Origin of the sequence: Bacillus coreaensis (assembly GCF_050586445.1) — a bacterium.
GTDB classification, from domain to species: Bacteria; Bacillota; Bacilli; order Bacillales; family Cytobacillaceae; genus Robertmurraya_A; species Robertmurraya_A coreaensis.
In genome coordinates this window covers 48,583-72,068 of sequence record NZ_JBOCCY010000010.1, presented here as the reverse complement: position 1 = coordinate 72,068, position 23,486 = coordinate 48,583, and the positions used below count along the sequence as shown (strand labels likewise).

Here is a 23,486-nt window from a genome sequence, read left to right as displayed (position 1 = left end):
TTCATCGAAAAATATTAAACTACAAAAGGAGCAACCATCGATGAAATGGATAAAGAATTTAAAAATAGTACAAAAAATGCTTTTATTATCTGCAATTACTTTTGTAAGCCTTTTAACAGTAGGGGGAATGGGGTTTTTCCAACTTGGAACCATGGGGAATAAACTTACAGATTTGTATGAGATGAAGCTTCAACCCATTCAAACTGTTAGCTTATTAAAAACAAATTCTCAGGATGTACAGACCAACCTAGTAGAACTTATGGCTTCTAGGGATACAAGCCATAAAAACGAGTTAATAGACGATATGGAAGCAAAACTTCAAATGAATCGTGAAATTAGAGAAACGTATAAAACAACAAACAAAGAAGAGATTGAACTCATTTCAAAGGTTAATAACCTAGCACAAAGTCTTCAAGAATCTAAAGAGAAAATAGTGACTCTAACTTTAAAAAATCAAAATTTTGATGCCTATGAAATATACACAGAAGAAACTGGACCGATTTTAAATGAGATTAACGAGCATTATACAAAATTAATAGAAATTAACGGAACAGAAGCAAAGAACGTAAATGAGGAAAATAAGAACTTTATTAGTACATCTTCGCTTACTATGATTATATTTATTGCAGTTGCGTTAATTATCTTTGTTGTGATTAGTTGGATGATTTCTAAATTGATTTACGGACCAGTTAAACAAATGGAATACCTAATGCAAAAAGCCAAAAATGGAGATTTAACCGTTCAAAGTGACTACGATTCGAAAGATGAAATAGGTTCCCTGGCAAAATCATTTAATGAAATGATTACACAAATTAAATCCCTAATTATGATGGTTCGTGAATCTTCAGACCAAGTAGCAGCCTCATCTGAGCAGCTAATGGCAAGTGCTGAAGAAACAAATAAAGCCGCAGAACAAATTGCTGAAGCTAGTTCAATTATGGCGACTAACGGTGAAGCATCTGTAAAGGGTACAGAAGTTGTTTCCGTTTCAACACAGCAAATGGCAATTGGCATTACAAATATTGCCGATTCGATTACGCAAGTTTCTGATCATTCAAATGTAACAACCGAAGAATCAGAAAAAGGAAATATCGCACTTAAGAAAACCATAGATCAAATGGGATCTATCAACGAAACCGTACAAACGTCATCTAGTATTATTAAGGACTTAGGAGAACGTTCTTCTGAGATAGAGAAAATCTTAGCTGTTATCTCCGGAATATCAGACCAGACAAACTTACTTGCTTTAAATGCAGCGATTGAAGCTGCTAGAGCTGGGGAACATGGAAAAGGCTTCGCTGTGGTGGCTGATGAGGTAAGAAAATTAGCTGAGGAATCTCGTCGTTCTGCTGAACAAATTACACATTTAATACATGATATCCAAAGCAGTACCTCCAATGCAGTTGTATCAATGGATAAATGTACAACAGAAGTACAAACTGGTCTTGTACTAATTAATGATACTGGTAAATCTTTTGAGAAAATTCTTCATTCTGCAGCGGACGTATCAAGACAATCGGTTGAAGTTTCTGCAGCTGTTAAGCAGTTATCTTCAAGCGTGGAGCAGGTTGCCATGGGTATATTTGATATCTCTATGAAAACCGAAGAATCTTCATCAGGTTCCCAAACGGTGGCTGCTGGAGCTGAGGAACAGCTTGCTTCTATGGAAGAAATCACTGCTTCCGCACATTCATTAGCTAAAATGGCTGAAGACCTTCAAGCAATGGTTAATACATTTAAAGTGTATGAATAATGATACAAGTGGTGCTGAAACCTTAAAGGTTTTAGCACCACTTATTTATATTAAAGATATAAAAAAAACAGATGGTTATTTTACCATCTGTTTCTTCTAATATGATATTTATGCTTTATTTACGTTAGTAGCTTGAAGTCCACGTTGACCTTGCTCAGTATCAAAAGTAACCTTTTGACCTTCGTCTAAAGATTTAAATCCTTCACCTTGAATCGCTGAGAAGTGAACAAATACATCTTCTCCACCTTGAATCTCGATAAAACCGAAGCCTTTTTCTGCATTAAACCATTTTACTGTACCTTGTTGCATGTTGTTTCCTCCTGCGTGGAATACTCCACAATATAATACTATCATTGCTCAATGAGAAATCAAAGGCGAAAAAGCTTTCACTATTTTTTCCTTACAGACCGAACAAAAATAATTCTTTCTAAGAATAACAGGTTATGAGCAATAAAACAATGATAAGTAATAATTACATATATTCTCCAACCACATAGGAAATCAATTATACAAATATTTTAGTTACTTTAGTCATCACTTTTTTGTCCTTCGCAGTAAACTTTTTGGGCTTACTAGGTGTAGCTAATATTAAATTTCTCTGGATCTCTGAGGTAGTGATCTGAAGATAAAAAGCACTAGAATCTTCATCTCCATCTAAATACCCCTTAAGTATCTTCATTTTTTCAAGTGTACCTGTAATTTTCTTATTATAATCCCACTTGATTTTATTTTTGTATCTTGAATCCAACTTTTCCTTTAAAGAAAAAGCCTCTTCTACTGCTTCTTCAGGTGTTTTAAAAAAGGAGTTCATTCTTTTGATTCCTTTTTTTCTAATTCCATCTGCTACTTGAGCTTGGTAACCGATTACTGTCATTTTTGGCCATCCTTCCTAAGGGTCTCTTGCCTTCTACAAATGAGAACTAGAAGACCATATGGATGTTCCCTTCCTACTAGTATATCCTTTTATAACCAGTAAATACCACAAATATGTATTATAGGGCATTAATCAATCAATTCTTATACTATATTTTCTTTACAAATTCCGATTTTAATTGCATGGCGCCAAACCCATCAATTTTACAGTCAATATCATGATCACCTTCGACAAGACGAATATTTTTCACCTTCGTACCGATCTTAATCACTGATGACGATCCCTTTACTTTTAGATCCTTAATAACTGAAACAGTGTCACCATCTTTTAGTGCATTCCCATTTGCATCCTTCACTACCATTTGCTCTTCACTTATTTCACTTTCTGCTGTCCATTCGTGTGCACACTCTGGGCAAATATATAATGTACCATCTTCGTATGTGTATTCCGATTGGCACTTTGGACAATTTGGCAAGTTAGCCATTTGTATTCCTCCGATCAAACTAGTTTCAACCCTCTCTTATACTGCCAAATTGTCTTCGTAAAAACAAGCGTCTATACATGTAAATATAACTAAAAAACAGCAAGGATTTTTTTCCACATTGACAAATAAAAACCAATTACTTACAATAAAGATAACTACCATGTATAACAAAGTAGTTATTTTTTCTAACGCTACCTTGTTATGCAAAGTACCAGGAAGTGGGTATGCTTTATGTCTTTTCGAAGTCAGTTATTAAAAGGGATTATGGATGGCTGTGTATTAGCGGTCATTGAGAAGGAAACGGTGTATGGTTATGAACTTTCTAAAAAGCTTCAAGACATTGGTTTAAGTGATGTGAGTGAAGGAACCATTTATCCTGTTCTTCTTCGTCTTCAAAAAAATGGCCTCATACATGGAGAAATGAAGCCGTCTGAATCTGGTCCGAATCGAAAGTATTATTATCTAACAGATGCTGGAAAAATGGCGCTAGAAACCATCACATTAGAGTGGGAGCAGGTTTTTCTTCCCGTTCATTCTTTATTTCAAAGGAGGAATAATAATGAAAGCAAAGCAACTGATTGAAGAAAATAATCGAAAGCGTGAAAGGTTAACAAAAGAAAACGAAAAATACTATGGTGACATGTTAGTATACATTCGACTGCAGTTAACCCTATCAGAGCAACAGTCCGAGGAAGTGTTAATGGAAATGCTCGACCATTTATTAGAGGCTCAAAACGAAGGTAAAACAGCTAAAGATATCTTTGGTGCTAACCCTAAGCAATACGCTGATGAAATTATCGAAAATCTCCCTAAGGAAAAAAAGCGTCAAGTACTTCCTTTCGTAAGTGGGCTCGTTTTAAATATTGTAAGTTATATGTTAATCATACGTTCTATCGTTATTCTGATCGGATCTCAATTCAAAGAGATAACAATGACGGTGTATCCTCTTACCTCTATCATTGTTCTTGTTGTTATATTAGCTAGTATTTCCTTTGGAGTTTGGTATATTTTTAAAATTATTAAGGACTCACTCTTCCTTGAAAAGCCGAATAATAAAAAGGATATGATAAAGGCTGGTATTTTTGGGAGTGTATCAATGGCTTTAATCATTGTTGCAAGCAAACTGATGCCAGAGATTGGACCTTCCTTTACCCTTTCTTGGTGGGCTTCCCTTTTATGCGGTATCATCATATGGATCGCAGGGTATAGAGTGAAAAAAATTGAGGCCTAGATAAGTAAAAGGTGTCAGAACCTATCTAATGTCTGACACCTTTTAAATATGCTATCTTGGTAACAGTAAAAAAACCTCATGTAGCATGGAATATTTCTAACATTACTTTCCAAACTAATATTATGAAGAAACTAGTAAAACACTCACTTCTCATATTAGCAATTATACTTTGGTGCTTGTTATTTGTTTATTATCTTCATATAGAAGGCATTTTCAACTTACTTAACTATTAACGATTTCCTTCCTATTTGCCAGCCATTTTCTAATAAGGCTTCTCGAACCGATCTCATAATTGCTGGTGCATTAGGCGTATCACTATGCACACAAATGGTTTCAACTGGGCTTTCCTCCAACAACTGCAACGCTCTTTGGGCCATTGTGTTTGGCTGTCCGATTTCCTCTAACGTCCAGCCAAACATTTTCACATAATTATTTACATACGGCCGATCAGCAAAATATTCGCTCACTACGTTTAAGTTTGCTTCCTTCGCCGCATGATACAGCTCTGAATTAGGCAAGGTATAGATCTCAATATCACGATTGAAGTCCAAAACGGCTTCCACCGTTACTTCCGCCAACTCTCTTTTTTCAGCTGTCATCATATAAAGAGCACCATGCGGTTTAATATGAGACAATGCTGTATGACTCTTTTGTAAAAAACTAGCAAGAGCTCCAAGCTGGTAAAGAGTATAATCGTATATCTCTTGTGGTTTCACTTTCATTTCACGACGCCCAAAGCCTAATCTATCGGGTAATCCTACATGCGCTCCCACCCTTACACCATATTGAACGGCCAACTCAACAGATTCCCGCATAACTTGTGGGTCCCCTGCATGAAAACCACACGCAATATTAGCCGAGCTTATCAATGGCATTAGTTCCTCATCAGCACCATACTTATACAGGCCAAAGCTTTCGCCCATATCACAGTTTAAATCAATCAATTTCTCCAGAACAATTCCTCCCTTTTATGAATTACACTTCCGTTAAAAAAGCCATTTAAGAAAACTCACAGTCTACGATTCCCAGATATAGACTTTAATAGGCGTAGGATTGTAGTCATTGCATGGATTGTTCAGCTGGGAGCAGTTACTAAGAAGAACCATTGTGCTACATTTAGCTTTTAGCTCAACATAGCTTCCAGGAGCAGAAATACCATCAACGAATTCAATGGCACCATCCTTAGTAAAAGGTACAATACAAAAGAAGTTTACGCTTGGCGGTAGATCTCTTTTTGTATATCCCACTTGATTTTCTTCCATCAAAAGCAAAAAAGTATCACGACAGTTATGCATATCAATCTTATCATGACCGTAGCGGACCGTATTGCTTTGGGCAGAACAAAAACTAAACCAAGCATCATGGCAACCCACCGTATCTGCAACGATAGTGACGAGTTTTTTACCTGATTCCGCAAGTAGGGTCGAACCGGTCTTAAGGTACATATTCTCCTGCTCTGCAATGGTTAAAACAGTGCTATAGTGATCGTCTGGATTGTCCGCATCATAAAACAAAGCATCCACTGATTGATTTCCTTCTACGTCTTCTATTCTTATTACTTGTCCGGGTAGCAGCTTTTGCATAAATCCTTTCCCAGCCAAAATGGTTTCGCTATATATTGCATCCTTCGTATCTCGGGAACTTTCCACTTTCGTTAGAACAGGCATTGTTTGACCCTCCTTTTTCGAAAAATGTATTAGTATAAAGCGTAATACGCCCAAGTATTTTCAAATGCACGTCGATTTTCTGGACGATGGTTAACACATATGTCATCCTCTTCTACTATTTGTGAAGAGGAAACCTCCATTTTAACAGGGACAGATGGAAACTCTGTCTTTGGATCTAGAGGATTGGGTGTATTAGAAAGGACAACTAAAAGATCCATCTCCGTTCTCAGAGTAACGGTAGCACCTCTAGGACAATGGTTTTTTTGAAAGGTTAATTGGCCATTTTCATCTGTAGTGATTTTAGAAAATAAATTGACCGCTGGTACTAGATCACGTGCCCCTAAGCCATTTCGTGCAAGCTCGGTAATCAAGTTTTCTCGCCCACTTCGAAACCACTCGTTTCGCTGAGTTTGATAGGTCGTTACTCCATATTTAGCATCTGTTTTCTCACGAGTCGTACATCCAGCGATCGGATCATGCCAGCCCACACTATCTTCTACAAAACTTGCTAACACTCGGCCATTATCACTTAACAGAACATGACCTTTTGTTAAATGGCTTGTAAACTGAGACTTTAATGTATCGGACATGACATAGCGCTCGGTTAACTCCCTTGCATTATAAAAAAGAATGGATACATTTGCACCTTCCTCACGTGCAGTAAAACGAATACATTTCCCTCGTTTTATAAACCCAGACCATTTTCCACCAGGAGAAAGAATGGTCCACCAAATATGTGTCATCCTAATTTCCTCCTTTTAATCCACATCATCAATGCTTGAGTAGCGTAATAATATGTTTCTTAAGTTTCATAAATCGGTCCACTTCTACTAGTTCACCATTCTTGAATAGTTGAAGATCGGCATTAATTTCTTCTTTAATTTTTCCAGGACGAGCATCCATTACGTAAATTCGTTGGGATAGAAAGATCGATTCATCAATGTCATGGGTAATAAAGACAATCGTTGTTTTTTCTTTTTTCCATATATCTAATAGCAATTGCTGCATGGACTGCTTCGTTTGTGCGTCAAGTGCCCCAAACGGTTCATCCATCAACAATACCTCTGGATTATTTGCTAACGAACGGGCAATGGCGACACGCTGCTTCATGCCACCTGATAATTCTTTTCCAAAAGAGTTGGCAAATCGATCAAGGCCAACAAGCTCTAAGTATTTATCTGAGATGTCTTTCCGTTCCTTCGGGCTAACACCTTTTAGCTTCAAACCAAATTCAATATTCTCACGAACAGTCAACCATGGAAAAAGAGTATAAGATTGGAAAACCATCCCTCGCTTGACACTTGGACCTTGTACTTCCTCACCGGCTACTTTAACTGATCCAGAAGTTGCTTCTTCTAGACCAGCTAATATACGAAGAATGGTTGATTTCCCACAGCCAGATGGTCCCAAAATGGAAACAAACTCCTCATTTTTCACATATAAAGAAACATCCTCCAAAGCTTGGAACGTGCTGTTTTTCGTTTCATAGATTTTTGATAATCCACTGATTTCAATTTCAATGTCAACCGGATCAACTACTACTTTTGGCTGTACAATAGTCACCATTTAATTCCCACCTTCCACCCAAGGAAATAACTTTTTATTCGCGATCGCAAATGCTCTATCAATGATCAGCCCTAATAGTCCAATGACAATAATCCCTACAAAGATAGACTCTGTATCTAAGAATCTCTGTGCCTTCATGATGAAATAGCCAAGTCCATTATTCGCTGCCACCAGCTCAGCAACAACTAAATATGTCCAAGCCCACCCCATAATCAGACGTAGAGTTGTCATGAGTTTTGGCAGTAACGCAGGGATAATGACTTTAAAAATCACCTGCTTTCGGTTCGCACCAAGAGTATAAGATGCGTAAAGCAAATCTTTGCTAATACGATTAGTATCATCAGCCACCATCAAGATAAGCTGAAAGAAACAACCAATAAAGATAACCAAAATTTTGGCTGTTTCCCCAATTCCAGCCCAGACCATAATTAGAGGAATAAAGGCTGCTGCAGGCATATAACGGATAAACTCTGACATTGGTAAAATAAATGATTCTGCGAATTTAAAGGTTCCAGCCAATATCCCAAGCGGAATACCAATCAAACAAGCCAGTAAAAACCCCATAAATACACGATACACACTTATTCCAATATGCTCCCAAAACTCTGCGCTTCCAAAAGATTGTGCTAACGAAAGTACCACTCCATTTGGGGTTGGAAGGAAAACTTCGTCAACGATGTTAATAAACCTAATACCACCCCAGAAAAGGAAAAGTAATAGAAAGGTGATACATACTCCAAACAAATACCATTTTTTTGGTACGTCTTCACGTATAGAAGTTAAGCTTCTTATGGTTCTATTTTTTGGTAGATTCATTTCACTCACCCCTTCTATTCTTATTATTTTGAAACATTTTCAACAAAGGTCGAATCAACAAAATTGGAGAAGTCAGGTATTTCATCCACATAGTCCTGTCTCTTTAAGAACTCTGCATTTTTTTCTGCTGTATAGTAGAATGAATCGTAACTATTTCCTTCTTTGAAGGAAGCAAGATTATCTTCAGGGGTAAACATTTTGAATCCTTTAAATCCTTCTGTTAACTCTTCACTAGTAATACCAGCCTCTTTGGCAATAATGTCAATGGATTCTTCCTGGTTCTTTTCCAAGTAGTCAACCGCATCAAACCATGCATTTACAATCTTTTGTAACTCTTCTTTCTTCTCTTTTGTAACCTCTTCTCGAACAACAAACACATCAGATACTAACCCAGGATAATCAGCAGAAGTAACCAGTTTATGTGTGCCTTCCTTGGCAACGGCTTTGCTTAAGAATGGCTCCCAAAGCCCAGCTGCATCAATATTTCCAGATAGGAAAGCATTCCCTGCATCAGGCACAGTCAGGTTTGTGAATTTCACATCAGATTCCGTCATACCTGCATCTTCAAGAGCAGTAAGTAGGAAGAAGTGTTCAATCGTTCCTAGTTCAGTACCAACAGATCTTCCTTTTAAATCTTCAACCGATTGAATATCATTTGTGGCAACGATTCCATCACCACCGATAGAATTATCCGTAATAAAAATGGTTTTTAAATCAATTCCTTTATCTAAAGGGGGAATTGCATCTAACAACGCTTGAGTATTTCCATCAATTTTTCCTGTATTTAAGGCCGATAAGGAGTCAGCATAGACTGGAAAATAGACCAATTCAACATCAACGCCATATTTTTCAAAGAATCCCTTTTGATCCACAAGATGCCATAAGTACCAGCTAGGTAGTGCACTAAAACCAATTTTTACGGTACTGCCACTAGATTCACTTCCAGAGGTTTCTTTTGTTGAACTTCCACAAGCAGTTAAGAACATTGCTCCAACCAATACGACTGCTAAAAATACAAACTTCATTTTTCTCATTCTCTTCACCTCATTGTTAGATTTTGTTTTTTGAAAAAAAAAAGAAGGATAAAAGAGTGAGAGAATGAATCTCCCAGGCTTTTATCCTTCCGTGTATATAGAATATAATTCTATACGCTCTCTCTTGGACCAGACTTGATACGACATCATATCAACGGAACCCTAGACAGCTTTTTGCTCTCACTGACACTGCTTAGAGAGCCTTTATGTAATTTTGATGTTCTAAGTTGGTTTCAGTATATATGGATTAAGATGTTCCCCCAACACACGTGTTACATTTTCTAACAGGGTTTTTATTTTCACATAAAAAAAGCACTTCCATATTTCGAAGTGCTTCATGAGTGTATACTATTCCTAAAGTAGTTATTCTGGCATTCCTATTTTTCTTAATGGATAAATCTGTACCTTTACTTCTCCAATCAATGAAGATACAGGGATTGGGCCAAAGAATCGACTATCCTTACTATGTAGCCGGTTATCTCCCATAACAAATAGCGCTCCATCAGGCACGACTGATTTCCCTGTTAACTCCTCAAGTGTAAAGTCTCCAGTTAATTTATTTAATACTAGATCTTTTTTTATATCTTCTAAGAACGGTTCTTCCATCGGTTTTCCATTGATATAGAGTGTATCATCTTTCACTTCTACCTGATCTCCAGGCAAGCCAATTACCCTTTTAATATACCGCTCATCTGAATCGGGTGCATTAAATACTATTAGGTCAAAACGTTGAATATCCGATACTTTACTTACCAACAGCCGGTCATGTTCTTGAAAGGTTGGTAACATAGATTCCCCATAAACAATCGCTGGTGAGAATAGGAAGTGACGACAAATAAAAGCAACAATAAATGCAAACACAATAGATTTAAACCAAGAATAAACTTCCTTTTTTGTAGTATCACTCACATCGATTTTCCTCCTTCATTTGAATGTTACATAACTGCTTAATGTTATATTAATTTCCCCTTATTTCGACCGCTTATCTAATACCATATCATATTTCAGTTGGAAACTATTTCTTATATGTTAAAATTTTGATAATTCAAACAAGGGAGAGTTGAGTATGGAGAACGTTTCACATCAAACAGATCAATGGAATGCGAATTTATACGATAAAAATCACTCATTTGTATCGAAATACGGGAATAGTCTCATTGGAGTATTAGCACCCCGCAAAGGAGAGCGAATTCTTGATTTAGGATGTGGAACCGGTGATTTGGCAAAAAGATTATTTGATCAAGGGGTTCACGTGATAGGGGTAGATAAATCAAACAATATGATTACACTAGCATTAGAAAAATATCCTGAAATACCTTTTTTCGTCCAAGATGCAACACAACTACCTTACACAAATGAATTTGATGCTGTTTTTTCTAACGCTACTCTTCATTGGGTAACAAAACCTAAGCAAGCTTTAGACTGTATATACAAAAGCATAAAACAAGGCGGAAGATTCATAGCAGAATTTGGTGGTAAAGGGAATGTACAATCCATCATTGATGAAATTAGCCATCAATTAGGGAGAGATATAACGGATTCACCATGGTATTATCCTAGTATTGGTGAATACTCATCATTAATGGAAGAGGTCGGTTTTAGAGTTACTTTTGCCCAACATTATGATAGAACAACTCCCCTAGAAGGGCCGAACGGTTTAAAGAACTGGATAAAGATGTTCGCACTAAGTTTTTTTCGTGGATTAGATGAAGAGGAGCAAGAGGAAATCATCAAAAGGATAGAACATCAACTAAAAACAAAATTATTTCAAGATAACCAATGGATTGTTGATTATAAAAGAATTCGTGTCATCGCCGTTAAGGAATAATAAAAGGCATCAAGATGAGAGTCCATCTTGATGCCTTTCCATTGTTTTATTGTTTAACTTCTTCCCAATAATATTGTATAGCTTCCTTACGAACGACTTCAGGGCAGTCAACCTCATTATCCCAATGATCGTAATTATTCTCACCATTCACATGTTGGATATCTACACTGTAGTATTTATCTTTATATTTAAAAATGATAACGACCATTTCTGAGTAACCAGCATCATCATTTCCAAGTTCTTGGACAAATTCTAATCCATAGGCTTCGTGGTTTTTTCGTTCAACAACAGAATCAAGTATTACATCTTTAGGAAACTTCATCTTTCTCGTCTCTTCCCTTCCATTTTATAAGCGTATTTTACTACGGTTATGAGGAAAAAGAAACATGTTTTATCGAAAGGAATATGACAATTTTTTGAGCTTTTTTGACCCTCTTTTTTCTAGAGGTACGATTTTTTTGTTAACCTAAAAAATATTTAGTTGACAATAAACACTCTGAAAATTTATTCTTTATTTATATAAATAAAATAAAGGGGAGATTTTTATGAAATTAAAAACAATTGATCTTACATTAGCAGCGATGTTTGTTGCATTAATGGCAGTAGGTGCAAACATTACCTCTTTTGTGCCATTTTTGGTGGTAGGAGGAGTTCCAATTACACTACAAACTTTTTTTGCTATTTTAGCAGGTTTGATTCTTGGTAGTCGTTTAGGGACGATTTCCATGACGGTTTATGCCCTTGTTGGATTAGTTGGTGTTCCGGTTTTCGCTAGATTTGGAGCTGGTTTTTCCACTCTCCTGAGTCCAACTTTTGGATTTATCGTTTCGTATGTTATTACTGTTTTTGTAGTAGGAAAAATCGTAGAAAAGAACCGATCACTTTCTGCCTTCATCACAGCTGCTATGGTCGGACTTGTTATTAATTATGTATTAGGAACAAATTGGATGTACGCGGCATACAAACTTTGGGCTGCAGCCCCTGAAGGTTTTACTTACCAAATGGCATGGTCATGGATGGTTGTCCCAATGCCAAAGGATATTATTCTTACAGTACTAGCTGCAATTCTTGCTTTTAGACTAGAAAAAACAGTTTTATCAAAGGGTAGCTTCAAACATTTAAAAAGAACTGCTTAATAGCTGAAAGAGAGGATACATGGTGATTAACTGGAAAAAACTTGCTCTTGATGTATTAAATGGCCACGAGCTCACGAATGATGAGGCGTTAAGTATCCTTATCTGTCCTGATAATGAGCTGCTTGAAATCCTTCAGGCAGCTTATGTAATACGAAGTCATTATTACGGCAACAAAGTAAAACTTAACATGATCATCAACACCAAATCAGGACTATGCCCAGAAAATTGTGGTTACTGTGCCCAGTCCAGCATCTCAAGTGCACCTATCCAAAAATATCGAATGATGGACAAAGATACGATTCTGCAAGGTGCTGAACGTGCCTATCAACTAAACGCTGGCACGTACTGTATTGTTGCAAGTGGCAGAGGTCCAAGCGAAAAAGAAGTGGATATTGTCACTTCAGCCGTCGAGGAAATAAAGGAAAAATACGGCCTGAAGGTTTGTGCTTGTCTAGGTCTACTTAACCCACTACAGGCTAGACGATTAAAGGAATCGGGCGTCGACAGATACAATCATAATATTAATACGTCAGCGAGTCACCATGAATCCATTACTACCTCCCATACATATGAAGACCGAATAAATACAGTCGAGCTAGTAAAGAACGCAGGCATCTCTCCGTGCTCTGGAGTCATTATTGGAATGAAGGAAACGAAACAAGATGTGATTGACATGGCAAGAAGCCTAAAAATCTTGGATGCTGATTCTATCCCTGTTAATTTCCTTCATGCCATTGATGGTACACCCCTTCAAGGAGTAAATGAGTTAAATCCCCGTTATTGCTTAAAAGTTCTTTGCTTAATGCGCTTTATTAATCCATCGAAGGAAATTCGGATTTCTGGCGGTCGAGAAGTTAATCTTCGAAGTCTTCAGCCTCTCGGATTGTACCCTGCTAATTCTATTTTTGTGGGTGATTATTTAACAACCGCTGGGCAAGAAACAACGGCAGATCACAAAATGCTAGAAGACCTCGGATTTGAAATTGAATTTGCTAAGGAAGAAACGACAGCATAAAAAGGCATAACAAAAGTAGAGCAAGGGCTTATACCCTTGCTCTTTTTGCTTTAATTACTAATTCTACGGATTGAGAATTACGAATTTTGCTCATTAAGAAGTTTGCAAACCATTTTTGCCTTCACCGTATCGATATCGGGTAGGCATGAGAGGTCATAGGCGGAGAATTTCCTGTTAATGTATATAGGGGAAGCCTAAGAAGCGGAAATAGGCGGAGATATTCCGATTAAATGCTCAAAATATGACCAAATTAAACGATTTGGATAATATAAACGGAAAAAGGCCCCTTATTTTTAAGGAAATATGAGTATTTCCCAATTTAGCCGGAATTTTTCCGTTTATCTCATACACAGTGAAATTTGATTTCAGTTATAACTGATTCTATAGAATTCAATAAAACGAACAATCTTAACCAAAAATTATCATTAAATTCAAGAAAACCCTTTTATTAAGTCTTTGTAAGTATTAGGGTATCGGTCTAGAGACTGTTCTTAGTCATGAACAAATTATGTTATGATTCATCTTGTGATTATTATTAGTTTTTTCCATGAGAGGGGAAATTTTACAATGTCTATTTTTACAAGGTGGGCCTTTCGTAACAAAGCGGCTGTATCCATTCTTACGATCTTGGTCCTCGGCTTAGGGATCCTAAGCTACACAACATTACCTATGGAATTCTTTCCTGCAGCTGACCAGCCACAAGTTTCAGTCGTTGTGCTCGGTCAAGGAACAGACTCTGACACAATGGAAAAGCAAGTCACGAATCCAATGGAAACGGTACTTGAAGGAGTAAAAGGAAAAACCAATATTTTTTCGACTACAGGAGACGGATATTCCAAGCTTGATATCTATTACGACTCCAAAACCAATATGAAGGATGCGAAGCTAGAGGTACAGGATGCACTGAGTACGCTTACCCTTCCACCAAACGTGTCAAAACCAAATATTATTCAACTAAATACGAATATGATTCCGATCTCACAGATTTCAATCACGTTTGAAGACGGATTAACGGCTGAAAATGTGGAATTTGCTAAAAAAGAAATTGTTCCCGTTTTAAAGGATATTGACGGTATTGCTAATATACAAACTATGGGCGAAGCGAATTCCTATGTATCTGTGAAAATAGATAACGCAATACTTGCACAAACACAGATCCCATTTCAAACCATCATGACTGTGTTACAAGGACAGAATTCTTCAATGGCTGTCGGTGAGCAAACAATAGATGGTAAATCCAGTAATATTAAAGTGATAGGCAGTATCGATAGTCTCGATGAACTAAAAAATCTACAAGTATCTCCAGGGGTTAGTTTAAAGGATATCGCAACAGTTGATAAACAGGAACCCAATGATACATTGAATCACATTAATGGGGAAGATGGTCTTTTCCTAATAGTGACAAAGGATAGTGCGTCTAATGCCGTATCTATCAGTAAAGAGCTTGATGAATCAATCAAGGAACTGAATGAGAAGTTTAGCCAATCAAAGACAACAGTGGTTTTAGACTTAACCGATATGGTTGAAAACTCTGTACACACCATGATGAAGGAAGTGTTACTTGGAGCATTGTTTGCCACGATTGTGATTATGCTTTTCCTAAGAAACATTCGTTCGACCTTTATTACAATTGTGTCTATTCCATTGTCCCTAGCTTTTACATTATTCCTCCTGTCACGATCAGGAATTACACTTAATGTTCTAACTCTAGGGGGAGTGGCAGTAGCAGTTGGTCGTTTAGTAGACGATAGTATCGTAGTGATCGAAAATATATTCCGTAAAATGCAAAAAGAAAAATTCTCAGTACCTTTAGTAATAGAGGCAACAAAAGAAGTAGGAACAGCCATCACATCTTCAACCTTAACAACCGTGGCAGTATTTCTACCTATCGGTCTTGTAAGTGGGTCACTTCAGGATATCATGCTTCCATTTGCCTTAACGATTACCTATTCCCTGCTCGCTTCATTAGTCGTAGCCTTAACGGTTGTTCCACTTATGAGCGCAGGCCTGCTGAAAAATACAAAGCTGCCAGAACATAAGCCATCGGTAAAATTCATTAAGCTAGTAACTTGGTCACTCAATCATAAATGGGCAGTCCTCCTCCTAGCACTATTTGTTTTTGCTGGATCGATTGTAACCTATTTAACGCTGCCGAAAGGTGCCATGGATAGCTCAAGCTCCGATTTCATCGTGGCCAATCTAACGTACCCGAATAATACCCCTATTGACGAGGTAAAGGAAGGCTCTCTCAAACTAGAGAAATTCATTCTTAAACAAGAAGAGGTCGAACATAACTTTACTCAAATGGGGAATTCAGCAGAAGCTGCTCAATACGGGGACGTAAAATCACCAACAGCAACAAGCTTTTCTATTATTCTTAAAGATAAAAAAGATACAGATCACATGATCAAACTGATTGAAGGGGAAAAAGAGAATTATAGCGATGCCGAGCTTACGGTTTCAGCTAGTTCGATGATGTCTGGCTCATCTTCCCAAATCACGATCGATGTGATGGGTGACTCCTTATCTAACCTAGAAGAAACAGCTTTAAAAGTGAAGGATGAGATTTCGAGTATTGATGGTGTTGAAAAAGTTTCTACCAATTTCGAAGAAAAGAAAACCGTCTTTTCACTTGAAGTGGACTCTAGTAAAGTAAACTCTGAACAAACCGCTCAAGCTTTGGCTGCCATGCTGAATGCTATGCCAATTGGTATGATACAACTAGATCAACAAGATACGCCTGTATTATTAGAACCTATGCTAACTCCAGCTACAGTGGATGAGATTAAAAACATTCCTGTAATTACCCAAACTGGCTTAGTCCCTGTTTCTGAGGTGGCTTCAGTTACGAAAAATGAAGAATCAACGAGTGTCTTCCATAAAAATGGGGACCAATATGTTCGAGTAACAGCAAATATTGATTCTGCACGCATTTCAGACATCTCAAAAGAAATGAATGAAGCTATATTTGGTGTTCAGGGAAATGGTGGAATCAATCTACCTGATGATGTAGAGGTTTTTGTTGGAGGAGCTAGTGTTCAACAAGCGAATGACTTCTCTGATTTATTTATGACCATGATTGTTTCCATCGGAGCTGTTTTCTTAATCATGGTGATTACATTCAAAACAGTAAGAGCTCCTATCGCTATACTATTCTCCCTTCCACTTGCAGCGATTGGTGCAGTGCTTGGACTAGTGATTAGCCGCATTCCTGTTGATGTTACGGCTCTCTTGGGTGCCCTTATGCTGATTGGTATCGTCGTCACGAATGCGATTGTATTGTTAGACCGTATTAAACAAAACGAACAAAAATTGATTATTCGGGAAGCAATTGTGGAAGCAACTGCAACGAGAATGCGACCGATTTTAATGACTGCTATTGCAACCATTTGTGCCATGCTCCCACTTCTGTTTAAAAAAGCAGAAACAGGTGCCCTTGTGTCACAGAGCTTAGCTGTTGTTGTTATTGGTGGATTAGCAGCAGCAACCCTACTGACTCTTGTGGTCATACCGGTGATTTATGAGCTTTTACACTTTAAAAAGTCTAAGAAACAACGAACTCAATTAGCAAACGAACAAAGTATGGAAGCATAAAAACAAAGCCAGTCACCGTACTTGTGACTGGCTCTGTTCCTTATTGCTGACCTTTTTGCATAGACGAATCTTTTTCAAACAAAACAAGCAATGCGGGTAATAAAATTCCTCGGATTAAGAAGGTGTCTAATAAAATCCCGACCGCAACAATAAAGCCAAATACAAATAATAGTTGAATCGGTTGAGTCATTAACACGGCAAAGGTAGCAGCTAAAATGATTCCTGCCGAAGAGATTACACCACCAGTATTGGCTACCGCAATTTCAACGGCTTTCTTGACTGGGTGAATTTTTCTTTCTTCCATAAACCTTGATATAAGAATGATATTATAATCAATTCCTAACGCTACTAAAAAGACAAAAGAGTAGAGTGGCACTCGGTTACTAACTGTATCAATATCAAAAAATAGGTTTGTCAGGAACATGCCTAATCCAACAGCTGCTAGGAAGGATAATAAAATGGTCCCCATCATATATAAAGGTAACTTGAACGACTTTGTCATTACAATGAGCATAGCAAAGATGAGAATGGACTCTAACAGAACAATGACGATGAGATCTCTGTTATTCGTTGAACGATCATCAATTCGATTAGCTGTTTCGCCAGCGAAATAAAGCTCTCCCTCAAGTCCTACATCCTTTACGATTTGCTGTGAATTGTCTCTCGTTTTCTCCAACGCATCCATCGTTCCACTATCATACGGACTTTCTGTATAGGTAAGCGTAAATTGAATAATTTTTTGATCTTCTGTCACACTACTTGGACGAACACTGCTAACAAGGGGTTGTTTCTGCAGCTCTTTCATGATTGCGTCCTGTTGCTCCATCGTGACTTGCTCAGAAGCTTCTAACAAGACAGTTGTTGGAGCTAAATCTCCCTTTTCAAACTTTTCTTCTAAAATTTCATACCCTATCCTAGATGGCATATCCTCTGGAAAAGACTTCATCGTATCAAACTCGTACTTCAGATTGAACATATTTAATGCCGATACCGTTAAAATAATCCCAATTGCTACAGTTGAAACAACTGGCTTCTTCACTACACTTCGACCAATCTTACTCCAGAAAGAATTCTCTTTAACTAACTCCTCCCCAACTCTAGGAATCTTAGGCCAGAACGATTTTCTTCCGAATAGTGTAAATAGGGCAGGAACTAATGTGATCGAAGCTATCATAATAACAAGCATTGCCGTTGCAAAAATAGGTGCAAAATTTCGGTAATCTCCAAATTCTGCGAAGAATAATACTAACATCGCGGCAAGCACTGTACCACCAGAGAAGAAAACTGGTAATCCCGTCTCCCTCATTGCTTCTTGCATGGCTTCATGTTTACTATCGTACGTTTTTAATTCCTCTCGATAGCGAGAAAAGACAAATAATGAGTAATCAATGACTGCTGCAAATAATAAAATCGTCATGATCGAAAATGTTTGGTTATTAATAAGTAAACCCGCTTTCCCCATCAGACCAAGCACTTGATTCACCACTTCATAGACAAATGCGGCTGCAAGAAGTGGAATGAAAGCCAGCAGAGGAGAACGGTAGATGACTATTAACAATACAAGGATAAGGCCTACAGTTGATAAAAGGAGCACAACATCTGCTCGCGAGAACAAATCAAGAGCGTCTACAGCAATACCAGCAGGTCCAGTTATCGTTAACGTTAAATCCGTAGATTCCTCAGCAATCTCTATCATCTTTTCTTGCGAGGCCCGCATCTCTTTCGCTTCAAAGTCAGCCTCAAAAGTAACCGGCAGGATAACAGTGCTTTTATCTTCCGAAAAGAAGCTTTCAGTGGCTTGTGGGGGCAAAGTAGTTATTGGAACGATTTCCTTAACTCCCTCTACCTTTTCAACATCCTTGATAAACGCCTCTATTTCAGATACATTCACTGCTTTAGCGTCGCTTGATTGAAAAACAAGAATTGCCGGAATTCCGTCATTGTCTTTAAAATATTGATCAAGTTTATTTTGAGCAATAACTGACTTTGCATCACTAGGCAATGAAGTAATATTGGATGATTCGTATTCTTTCGCACTCGGTGCAAGTATGGCAAGAAGGACTGTTACTATGACCCAAACACCTAACGTAACCCATGTTCCTTTTCTAGTAGAAACTTGGTCAGTAATTCTCTTGAGAATGGATTTCATGCTTTTCTCCCCTTAGTTAACATTTATAGTGACACAAGTGTCACTTTGAATAAAATAAAAAACACAATTGCCACCCTTATTATCAAACGTAAGTGACAGTTGTGTCAATTATGAATGTGCAAACATTCCTTTACTAATGATTTCCTTTATCGAATCCACCCAAACCGACTTTGGTAAACCAAAATGATTAGGAATGGCGATGGATTGAAATATCAATCCGAGCATGACACTATCAGGAATATGTTCCTTAAGTTTGCCTTCCCTTTTCCCAAATGAAATAAAGTTTTGCAGATAGCGATACATTTCTAGAGGAAGCTTTTCTAACTGTTCTTTGTTTTCTTTTGCTTTTTCATTTGAACTAGATTCCATTTGTTGGACAACCGTAATGAGTTGATGAACTTCTGCTTTATCAAAAATAAGCTTCATTAAGAAATCAAACTGGGCTTCAAAGTCTCCCTGATTTTCTACTTGAGCTAATTCTCCAATAAATAACTGCATCTCATACAGCATAAAATCCGTAATTAACTCATCTTTGTTTTCGTAATATTTATATAAGGCTCCTCTTGAAACATCCAGTTGCTCTGCTAACAGGCCAAAGTGGAATCCTTCATATCCATGTTGAAGAAGCATTTTCTTTACCAACTGAAACAGTTCTTCATTAGAAAATTTCCGTTCACGTGCCATAAGCTTTCACCTCTTCACTAATTATAATGAAACCTTATGGTGAAAAAAAGGATTTCTTTCTTTGTGTACAGTTTACGAGGCATCGATAACAACTAATTAAAACTTATTTATCTCAAGGTCATTTTTATCATTTTTAAATATCTCACTGTTTTCATCTTCCTCAGAAAATGGAGCATAGCCTGGAGGTGTTTCCGAAAGTTCACCATCCTTTTCCCCTTCAGCTGACTGAATAAAAGGGATAAGGTCTTGAATCAAATTTGAGCCTTGAGCAATAAACTGCTTCCCTTTATTCATCACATCATCAGGAGAATGTCCAAGAAAAACAACCATGACTAACCCGATGACAACAAATGGAAGTACTATTCGAAATACCGATCGAACGATTGAAACGATTATAAATATAAAGACTACACCCATGATAAAAGTCACTAATTGATTATTGGAATGGAAAAGCTCTTGCAGAAACTCGATCATAAAGACACCTCTTTGGAGAATATACTACTATCTTTATGAACGAATGAAATTGGTTTTAAACATTAGTCAATTTTTTAGTATAAAACATATGATGCTATTGTCTTTATGTAAATCCCAATCTACAAGAATGTCCTCAACCGGCCGGCTAAAAATTTCTTCAAAATGTCCATTATGATGCAAAAATGATTTTTCTAATTCATCTTTTGTAACAATCAGGGTTTGCTCATACCCTTTTTCAATTAATGATTTTTCAATTTCAACCAAAATCCCTTCTCTTCTTACCAAATATACTTTAGGCGTAATAGCAAATGCTTCAGTCTTTTCCGGTTTCTTCTGGACGATAATGCTTATTCGATTTACCTCATTAATTAAATCTTTAAGGATTGGTGTTTCTTCACTTGCTGTAACCACCCCTTTTACATTACTCTCAAATTCAATCGTGATCATACCTGTATTTTGTTTATAATTCCAATCGTGATAGCTTGACTTTACATCATCCTCAAAATCAACTTCGAGTATTCCCTTCAATTGATTCAAAATTTTTCCCATAACTATTGTACGAGACATATCTATATTGTCTATATTTCCATTTTCAAGCAAAACGGTTTCCATAGGAGAAAGAAACCCTCTTATGTATAAAACAAGAAACGGACCGTTTGCAAAGGCAAAACAAGAATCAGGACCACGACCAAAATTTTTTCGTAACATCTTGCTGGTTAAACTACTTATGTTCATGAGTTTTTCATGAAGGGGTACAGTAGACATATCCGTAAACCTCACTTTCATATTTAGCTCTTACATTGGTTTAGGTAGAATTAGGTTGCCCAGAGCTTTTTTATTTTATCTTTGCACTTAAAACAAAAAAAGAAGCGGATACTAGCGTCCACTTCTTTCTTTGTAATAGTTAATTTATTCTACCAAAAATAAAAATTAGATAATTTTTATTCTCCACATAATCCCACATCATAAAAATATCTTCAATGGAGCGATTCAATGCTTCTTCAATTATATTCTTATGTGTCATATATCCATTTTTAACGTTTCTAGCTTGGGTAAGCAACAGGTCCATTTGTCCTCTTTCATAAATGAAGTTTTCAAGTGGTAGCAACACCCCTTTTGCTTCAACCGCATAGCTATTAGTAGGGGAAGAGACGGTCCGCAAAGCGACTGGGATTTTATGGAATTGAGTACCGATTTTGCGAATTGCTTTGTACACTCCATCATTACCCTTTTCGTCTGTTTTTATATCAAAGTTTACAGAATTAGAAACGAGAAGCAGCATTCCTGAATTCGTATCATAATTCCAATCTTGATAAAAAGAATGAAATGGTACCCCTAATAACCTAGACGATTCTTGTAAGAGCTCGTCGGAAAGTAATTGAATGACAGAGGTTCGAAACTCTGTTATTAAATTATTTTGGTGATCACTATAAAGAATTTCTTCAGCAGGTGTCATAAAATTCCGTATATACACGTATAGCTTATTCCCCTTAAAAACAGTAAAACAGGTTTCTGGTCCTTTCCCAAATCCTCTTTTAAGAAGCTTGCTATATGTACTACTGAGTGTATGCAAATCATCTTGCGTAGCCAGCATTCAAATCCCCCTTACATAAATAAAAAGGCCTAACTTCTCAGGAAAAAGAAGTTAGGCCACGGTTAAGACGACTATATAATAGTTTCTACCATTTACCAATCAACAGGTATAGTAATATAAAATAAACATAATTGTTATGTATAAAAAATTGCTTAAATACTAATGACAGCAAGACATTAGACAAAGAGTATCATATCATTTCTCACATCAGTTAACAAGATTAAATTTGAAATTCTAAATATCCATTCTAGACTTAAATTGGACTTTAATACATGTTCCTTTGGAGTCACTCTTAATACGGATGGAACCTTTATGCTCCTTTATTATCTGTTGACTGACAAGCATCCCTAATCCTGTTCCATTCTCTTTGGTAGTAAAAAAAAGCTCTCCTACCCGATCAAGAACTTCTTTCGGCATACCACATCCTTCATCTACAATTGACACCTCGATGCTCATGTCAGTTAATATTCTACCTTCGATGGTAATAGTTCCACCATCTTGCATTGCCTCTATAGAGTTTTTTATAAAATTAATAAATACCTGCTTTAATTGATTGTTGTCACCTAAAAGGCAGGCATGATCAAAATAAAAATTTCTCTGTAGCTGAATATTGTTTAACAGTGCTTGTGGTTCCATGAGGGTCAGTACTTGATCAAGTAGTAACTGAATATTCACCTTTTCATACTTTTGCTTATTTGGTTTTGCTAGAACCATCAACTCTCTTAGAATCAGTTCTATTCTTTCGATCTCAGAATTAATCACTCCATAATAAATTTCATTTCCTTCATGTTCATCCTTTAATAGCTGAAGAAATCCCTTAATAGCTGTTATAGGATTACGAATCTCATGGGCAATGCCAGCTGCTAAGTGACCAGCAGTTGCACGTTTTTCTGACAATTGAGTTAATTGGTCGATAACATCATTACTATCTTTATAGTTGATAGACTGATCGAAAATGATATATGATCCTATCCAATGATCATTCAAGTAAATCGGCATGAGAGTGACCTTTACATCAGCAGTCTTATTGCCCTTCCCCCTTACTCTTGATTCAAAGGTCATACGTTTCCCCTGTAATTTTCCTTCATAAAAAGAGTGACCTTCATTTAATACCTCTGTATCGAATAGGTCTTTTAATCCTAGCCGCTGCAAATGATTGGTTGAATAACCAAAAAGTTCTTCACAAGGCTGGCTGGCATATTCAATATTTCCTAGAGAGCAGATTACCAAAAAGGTATCCTTGCTCTTTGAGAGGATAGAAAAGCCTTTATTTATGTTGATATCTATGAATTCCTTTAATAGAATGCTTTTAGTTTCATCTCCAATATTAGCCATTGAGCAGGATACTCTCCTTTCGTGTATATTTATTTGTAAACCACATATAAAAAGCCACCATAAACAATAGGAGAGATTCCTATTGCTTATGGTGGCTATAAAATCTAGCGTAATTATCTAGAGTCCGTTAACCTACATTATTTTTTTCCTGAATGTATCATTCAATAGATCAAGGCGTTAATCCCTGTATCCAACATAAATATTATACTATTCTCTTCCATTTTACAATTTGTTTTCAGTTTTTTCTTAAAG

Annotated in this window: 24 protein-coding genes and 1 riboswitch; of the genes, 7 read left to right on the top strand and 17 right to left on the bottom strand. The window is 36.9% G+C overall.

The annotated features are described in order from the left end of the window. Positions 1–40 precede the first annotated feature (40 nt). Positions 41–1,753, top strand: coding sequence for a methyl-accepting chemotaxis protein (locus tag ACQ5H4_RS15660; RefSeq protein ID WP_430775942.1), 1,713 nt, complete (start codon positions 41–43; stop codon positions 1,751–1,753). 108 nt (positions 1,754–1,861) lie between these two features. Here the strand turns inward: ACQ5H4_RS15660 and ACQ5H4_RS15655 are convergent, their stop codons facing one another. The 3 genes from ACQ5H4_RS15655 to ACQ5H4_RS15645 all read right to left on the bottom strand — a co-directional run bounded on the left by ACQ5H4_RS15655 (position 1,862) and on the right by ACQ5H4_RS15645 (position 3,111). Beyond that, positions 1,862–2,062, bottom strand: a complete 201-nt coding sequence (locus ACQ5H4_RS15655; protein ID WP_430775941.1) for a cold-shock protein — start codon at positions 2,060–2,062, stop codon at positions 1,862–1,864. Between the two features lie 196 nt (positions 2,063–2,258). Continuing rightward, a complete protein-coding gene (locus ACQ5H4_RS15650) occupies positions 2,259–2,627 on the bottom strand; it encodes a hypothetical protein (RefSeq protein ID WP_430775940.1) in 369 nt (122 codons plus the stop codon). A gap of 148 nt (positions 2,628–2,775) precedes the next feature. Continuing rightward, positions 2,776–3,111, bottom strand: coding sequence for a zinc ribbon domain-containing protein YjdM (locus ACQ5H4_RS15645; protein WP_430775939.1), 336 nt, complete (start codon positions 3,109–3,111; stop codon positions 2,776–2,778). Between the two features lie 231 nt (positions 3,112–3,342). Here ACQ5H4_RS15645 and ACQ5H4_RS15640 point away from each other — a divergent pair, with 231 nt between their 5' ends. Next, positions 3,343–3,693 (top strand): PadR family transcriptional regulator, encoded by a 351-nt coding sequence (locus ACQ5H4_RS15640; RefSeq protein WP_430775938.1) that lies wholly within the window; start codon positions 3,343–3,345, stop codon positions 3,691–3,693. Then, positions 3,671–4,342, top strand: a complete 672-nt coding sequence (locus ACQ5H4_RS15635; protein WP_430775937.1) for a DUF1129 family protein — start codon at positions 3,671–3,673, stop codon at positions 4,340–4,342. Before ACQ5H4_RS15640 ends, ACQ5H4_RS15635 begins: the two co-directional genes overlap by 23 nt. Before the next feature lie 218 nt (positions 4,343–4,560). Here ACQ5H4_RS15635 and ACQ5H4_RS15630 read toward each other — a convergent pair whose 3' ends face one another. The 7 genes from ACQ5H4_RS15630 to lepB all read right to left on the bottom strand — a co-directional run bounded on the left by ACQ5H4_RS15630 (position 4,561) and on the right by lepB (position 10,334). Then, a complete protein-coding gene (locus tag ACQ5H4_RS15630) occupies positions 4,561–5,286 on the bottom strand; it encodes a LamB/YcsF family protein (RefSeq protein WP_430775936.1) in 726 nt (241 codons plus the stop codon). 72 nt (positions 5,287–5,358) lie between these two features. Further along, entirely contained in the window at positions 5,359–6,009 is a 651-nt protein-coding gene (locus tag ACQ5H4_RS15625; protein WP_430775935.1) for a DUF1989 domain-containing protein, read from the bottom strand. A 29-nt stretch (positions 6,010–6,038) separates the two neighbouring features. Continuing rightward, on the bottom strand, positions 6,039–6,752 hold the full coding sequence (locus tag ACQ5H4_RS15620) for an urea amidolyase associated protein UAAP1 (protein ID WP_430775934.1): 714 nt from the start codon (positions 6,750–6,752) through the stop codon (positions 6,039–6,041). Positions 6,753–6,780: 28 nt separating this feature from the next. Beyond that, positions 6,781–7,575 (bottom strand): ABC transporter ATP-binding protein, encoded by a 795-nt coding sequence (locus tag ACQ5H4_RS15615; RefSeq protein WP_430775933.1) that lies wholly within the window; start codon positions 7,573–7,575, stop codon positions 6,781–6,783. Beyond that, the gene (locus ACQ5H4_RS15610) at positions 7,576–8,391 is read right to left on the bottom strand and encodes an ABC transporter permease (RefSeq protein ID WP_430775932.1); all 816 of its coding nucleotides are present in this window, start codon (positions 8,389–8,391) and stop codon (positions 7,576–7,578) included. A gap of 23 nt (positions 8,392–8,414) precedes the next feature. After that, the gene (locus tag ACQ5H4_RS15605) at positions 8,415–9,425 is read right to left on the bottom strand and encodes an ABC transporter substrate-binding protein (protein ID WP_430775931.1); all 1,011 of its coding nucleotides are present in this window, start codon (positions 9,423–9,425) and stop codon (positions 8,415–8,417) included. 68 nt (positions 9,426–9,493) lie between these two features. Further along, positions 9,494–9,602: riboswitch (guanidine-I (ykkC/yxkD leader) on the bottom strand. A 186-nt stretch (positions 9,603–9,788) separates the two neighbouring features. Beyond that, positions 9,789–10,334: a signal peptidase I gene (lepB, locus tag ACQ5H4_RS15600; RefSeq protein WP_430775930.1), complete on the bottom strand. Its 546-nt coding sequence runs from the start codon at positions 10,332–10,334 to the stop codon at positions 9,789–9,791. A gap of 157 nt (positions 10,335–10,491) precedes the next feature. On the opposite strand from lepB, the gene ACQ5H4_RS15595 reads away from it, so the two are divergent. Further along, on the top strand, positions 10,492–11,253 hold the full coding sequence (locus ACQ5H4_RS15595) for a class I SAM-dependent methyltransferase (RefSeq protein WP_430775929.1): 762 nt from the start codon (positions 10,492–10,494) through the stop codon (positions 11,251–11,253). Between the two features lie 46 nt (positions 11,254–11,299). Here the strand turns inward: ACQ5H4_RS15595 and ACQ5H4_RS15590 are convergent, their stop codons facing one another. Next, the gene (locus ACQ5H4_RS15590) at positions 11,300–11,575 is read right to left on the bottom strand and encodes a hypothetical protein (protein WP_430775928.1); all 276 of its coding nucleotides are present in this window, start codon (positions 11,573–11,575) and stop codon (positions 11,300–11,302) included. 223 nt (positions 11,576–11,798) lie between these two features. Here ACQ5H4_RS15590 and ACQ5H4_RS15585 point away from each other — a divergent pair, with 223 nt between their 5' ends. From ACQ5H4_RS15585 to ACQ5H4_RS15575, 3 genes are all read left to right on the top strand, one after another. Further along, on the top strand, positions 11,799–12,389 hold the full coding sequence (locus ACQ5H4_RS15585; protein ID WP_430775927.1) for a biotin transporter BioY: 591 nt from the start codon (positions 11,799–11,801) through the stop codon (positions 12,387–12,389). A 22-nt stretch (positions 12,390–12,411) separates the two neighbouring features. After that, entirely contained in the window at positions 12,412–13,404 is a 993-nt protein-coding gene (gene bioB, locus ACQ5H4_RS15580) for a biotin synthase BioB (RefSeq protein WP_430775926.1), read from the top strand. A 567-nt stretch (positions 13,405–13,971) separates the two neighbouring features. Continuing rightward, positions 13,972–16,998 (top strand): efflux RND transporter permease subunit, encoded by a 3,027-nt coding sequence (locus ACQ5H4_RS15575; RefSeq protein ID WP_430775925.1) that lies wholly within the window; start codon positions 13,972–13,974, stop codon positions 16,996–16,998. A 40-nt stretch (positions 16,999–17,038) separates the two neighbouring features. Here ACQ5H4_RS15575 and ACQ5H4_RS15570 read toward each other — a convergent pair whose 3' ends face one another. The 6 genes from ACQ5H4_RS15570 to ACQ5H4_RS15545 all read right to left on the bottom strand — a co-directional run bounded on the left by ACQ5H4_RS15570 (position 17,039) and on the right by ACQ5H4_RS15545 (position 23,234). Beyond that, positions 17,039–19,147, bottom strand: a complete 2,109-nt coding sequence (locus ACQ5H4_RS15570; RefSeq protein WP_430775924.1) for an MMPL family transporter — start codon at positions 19,145–19,147, stop codon at positions 17,039–17,041. A 108-nt stretch (positions 19,148–19,255) separates the two neighbouring features. Continuing rightward, the gene (locus ACQ5H4_RS15565; RefSeq protein WP_430775923.1) at positions 19,256–19,831 is read right to left on the bottom strand and encodes a TetR/AcrR family transcriptional regulator; all 576 of its coding nucleotides are present in this window, start codon (positions 19,829–19,831) and stop codon (positions 19,256–19,258) included. A gap of 96 nt (positions 19,832–19,927) precedes the next feature. Further along, positions 19,928–20,305 carry a hypothetical protein gene (locus tag ACQ5H4_RS15560; RefSeq protein ID WP_430775922.1) on the bottom strand — a complete coding sequence of 126 codons (378 nt, stop codon included), beginning with the start codon at positions 20,303–20,305 and terminating at the stop codon, positions 19,928–19,930. Positions 20,306–20,371: 66 nt separating this feature from the next. Then, a complete protein-coding gene (locus ACQ5H4_RS15555; RefSeq protein WP_430776002.1) occupies positions 20,372–21,040 on the bottom strand; it encodes a Na-translocating system protein MpsC family protein in 669 nt (222 codons plus the stop codon). 169 nt (positions 21,041–21,209) lie between these two features. Further along, on the bottom strand, positions 21,210–21,899 hold the full coding sequence (locus tag ACQ5H4_RS15550) for a Na-translocating system protein MpsC family protein (protein WP_430775921.1): 690 nt from the start codon (positions 21,897–21,899) through the stop codon (positions 21,210–21,212). A gap of 234 nt (positions 21,900–22,133) precedes the next feature. Further along, positions 22,134–23,234 carry an ATP-binding protein gene (locus ACQ5H4_RS15545; RefSeq protein WP_430775920.1) on the bottom strand — a complete coding sequence of 367 codons (1,101 nt, stop codon included), beginning with the start codon at positions 23,232–23,234 and terminating at the stop codon, positions 22,134–22,136. Positions 23,235–23,486: the final 252 nt, after the last annotated feature.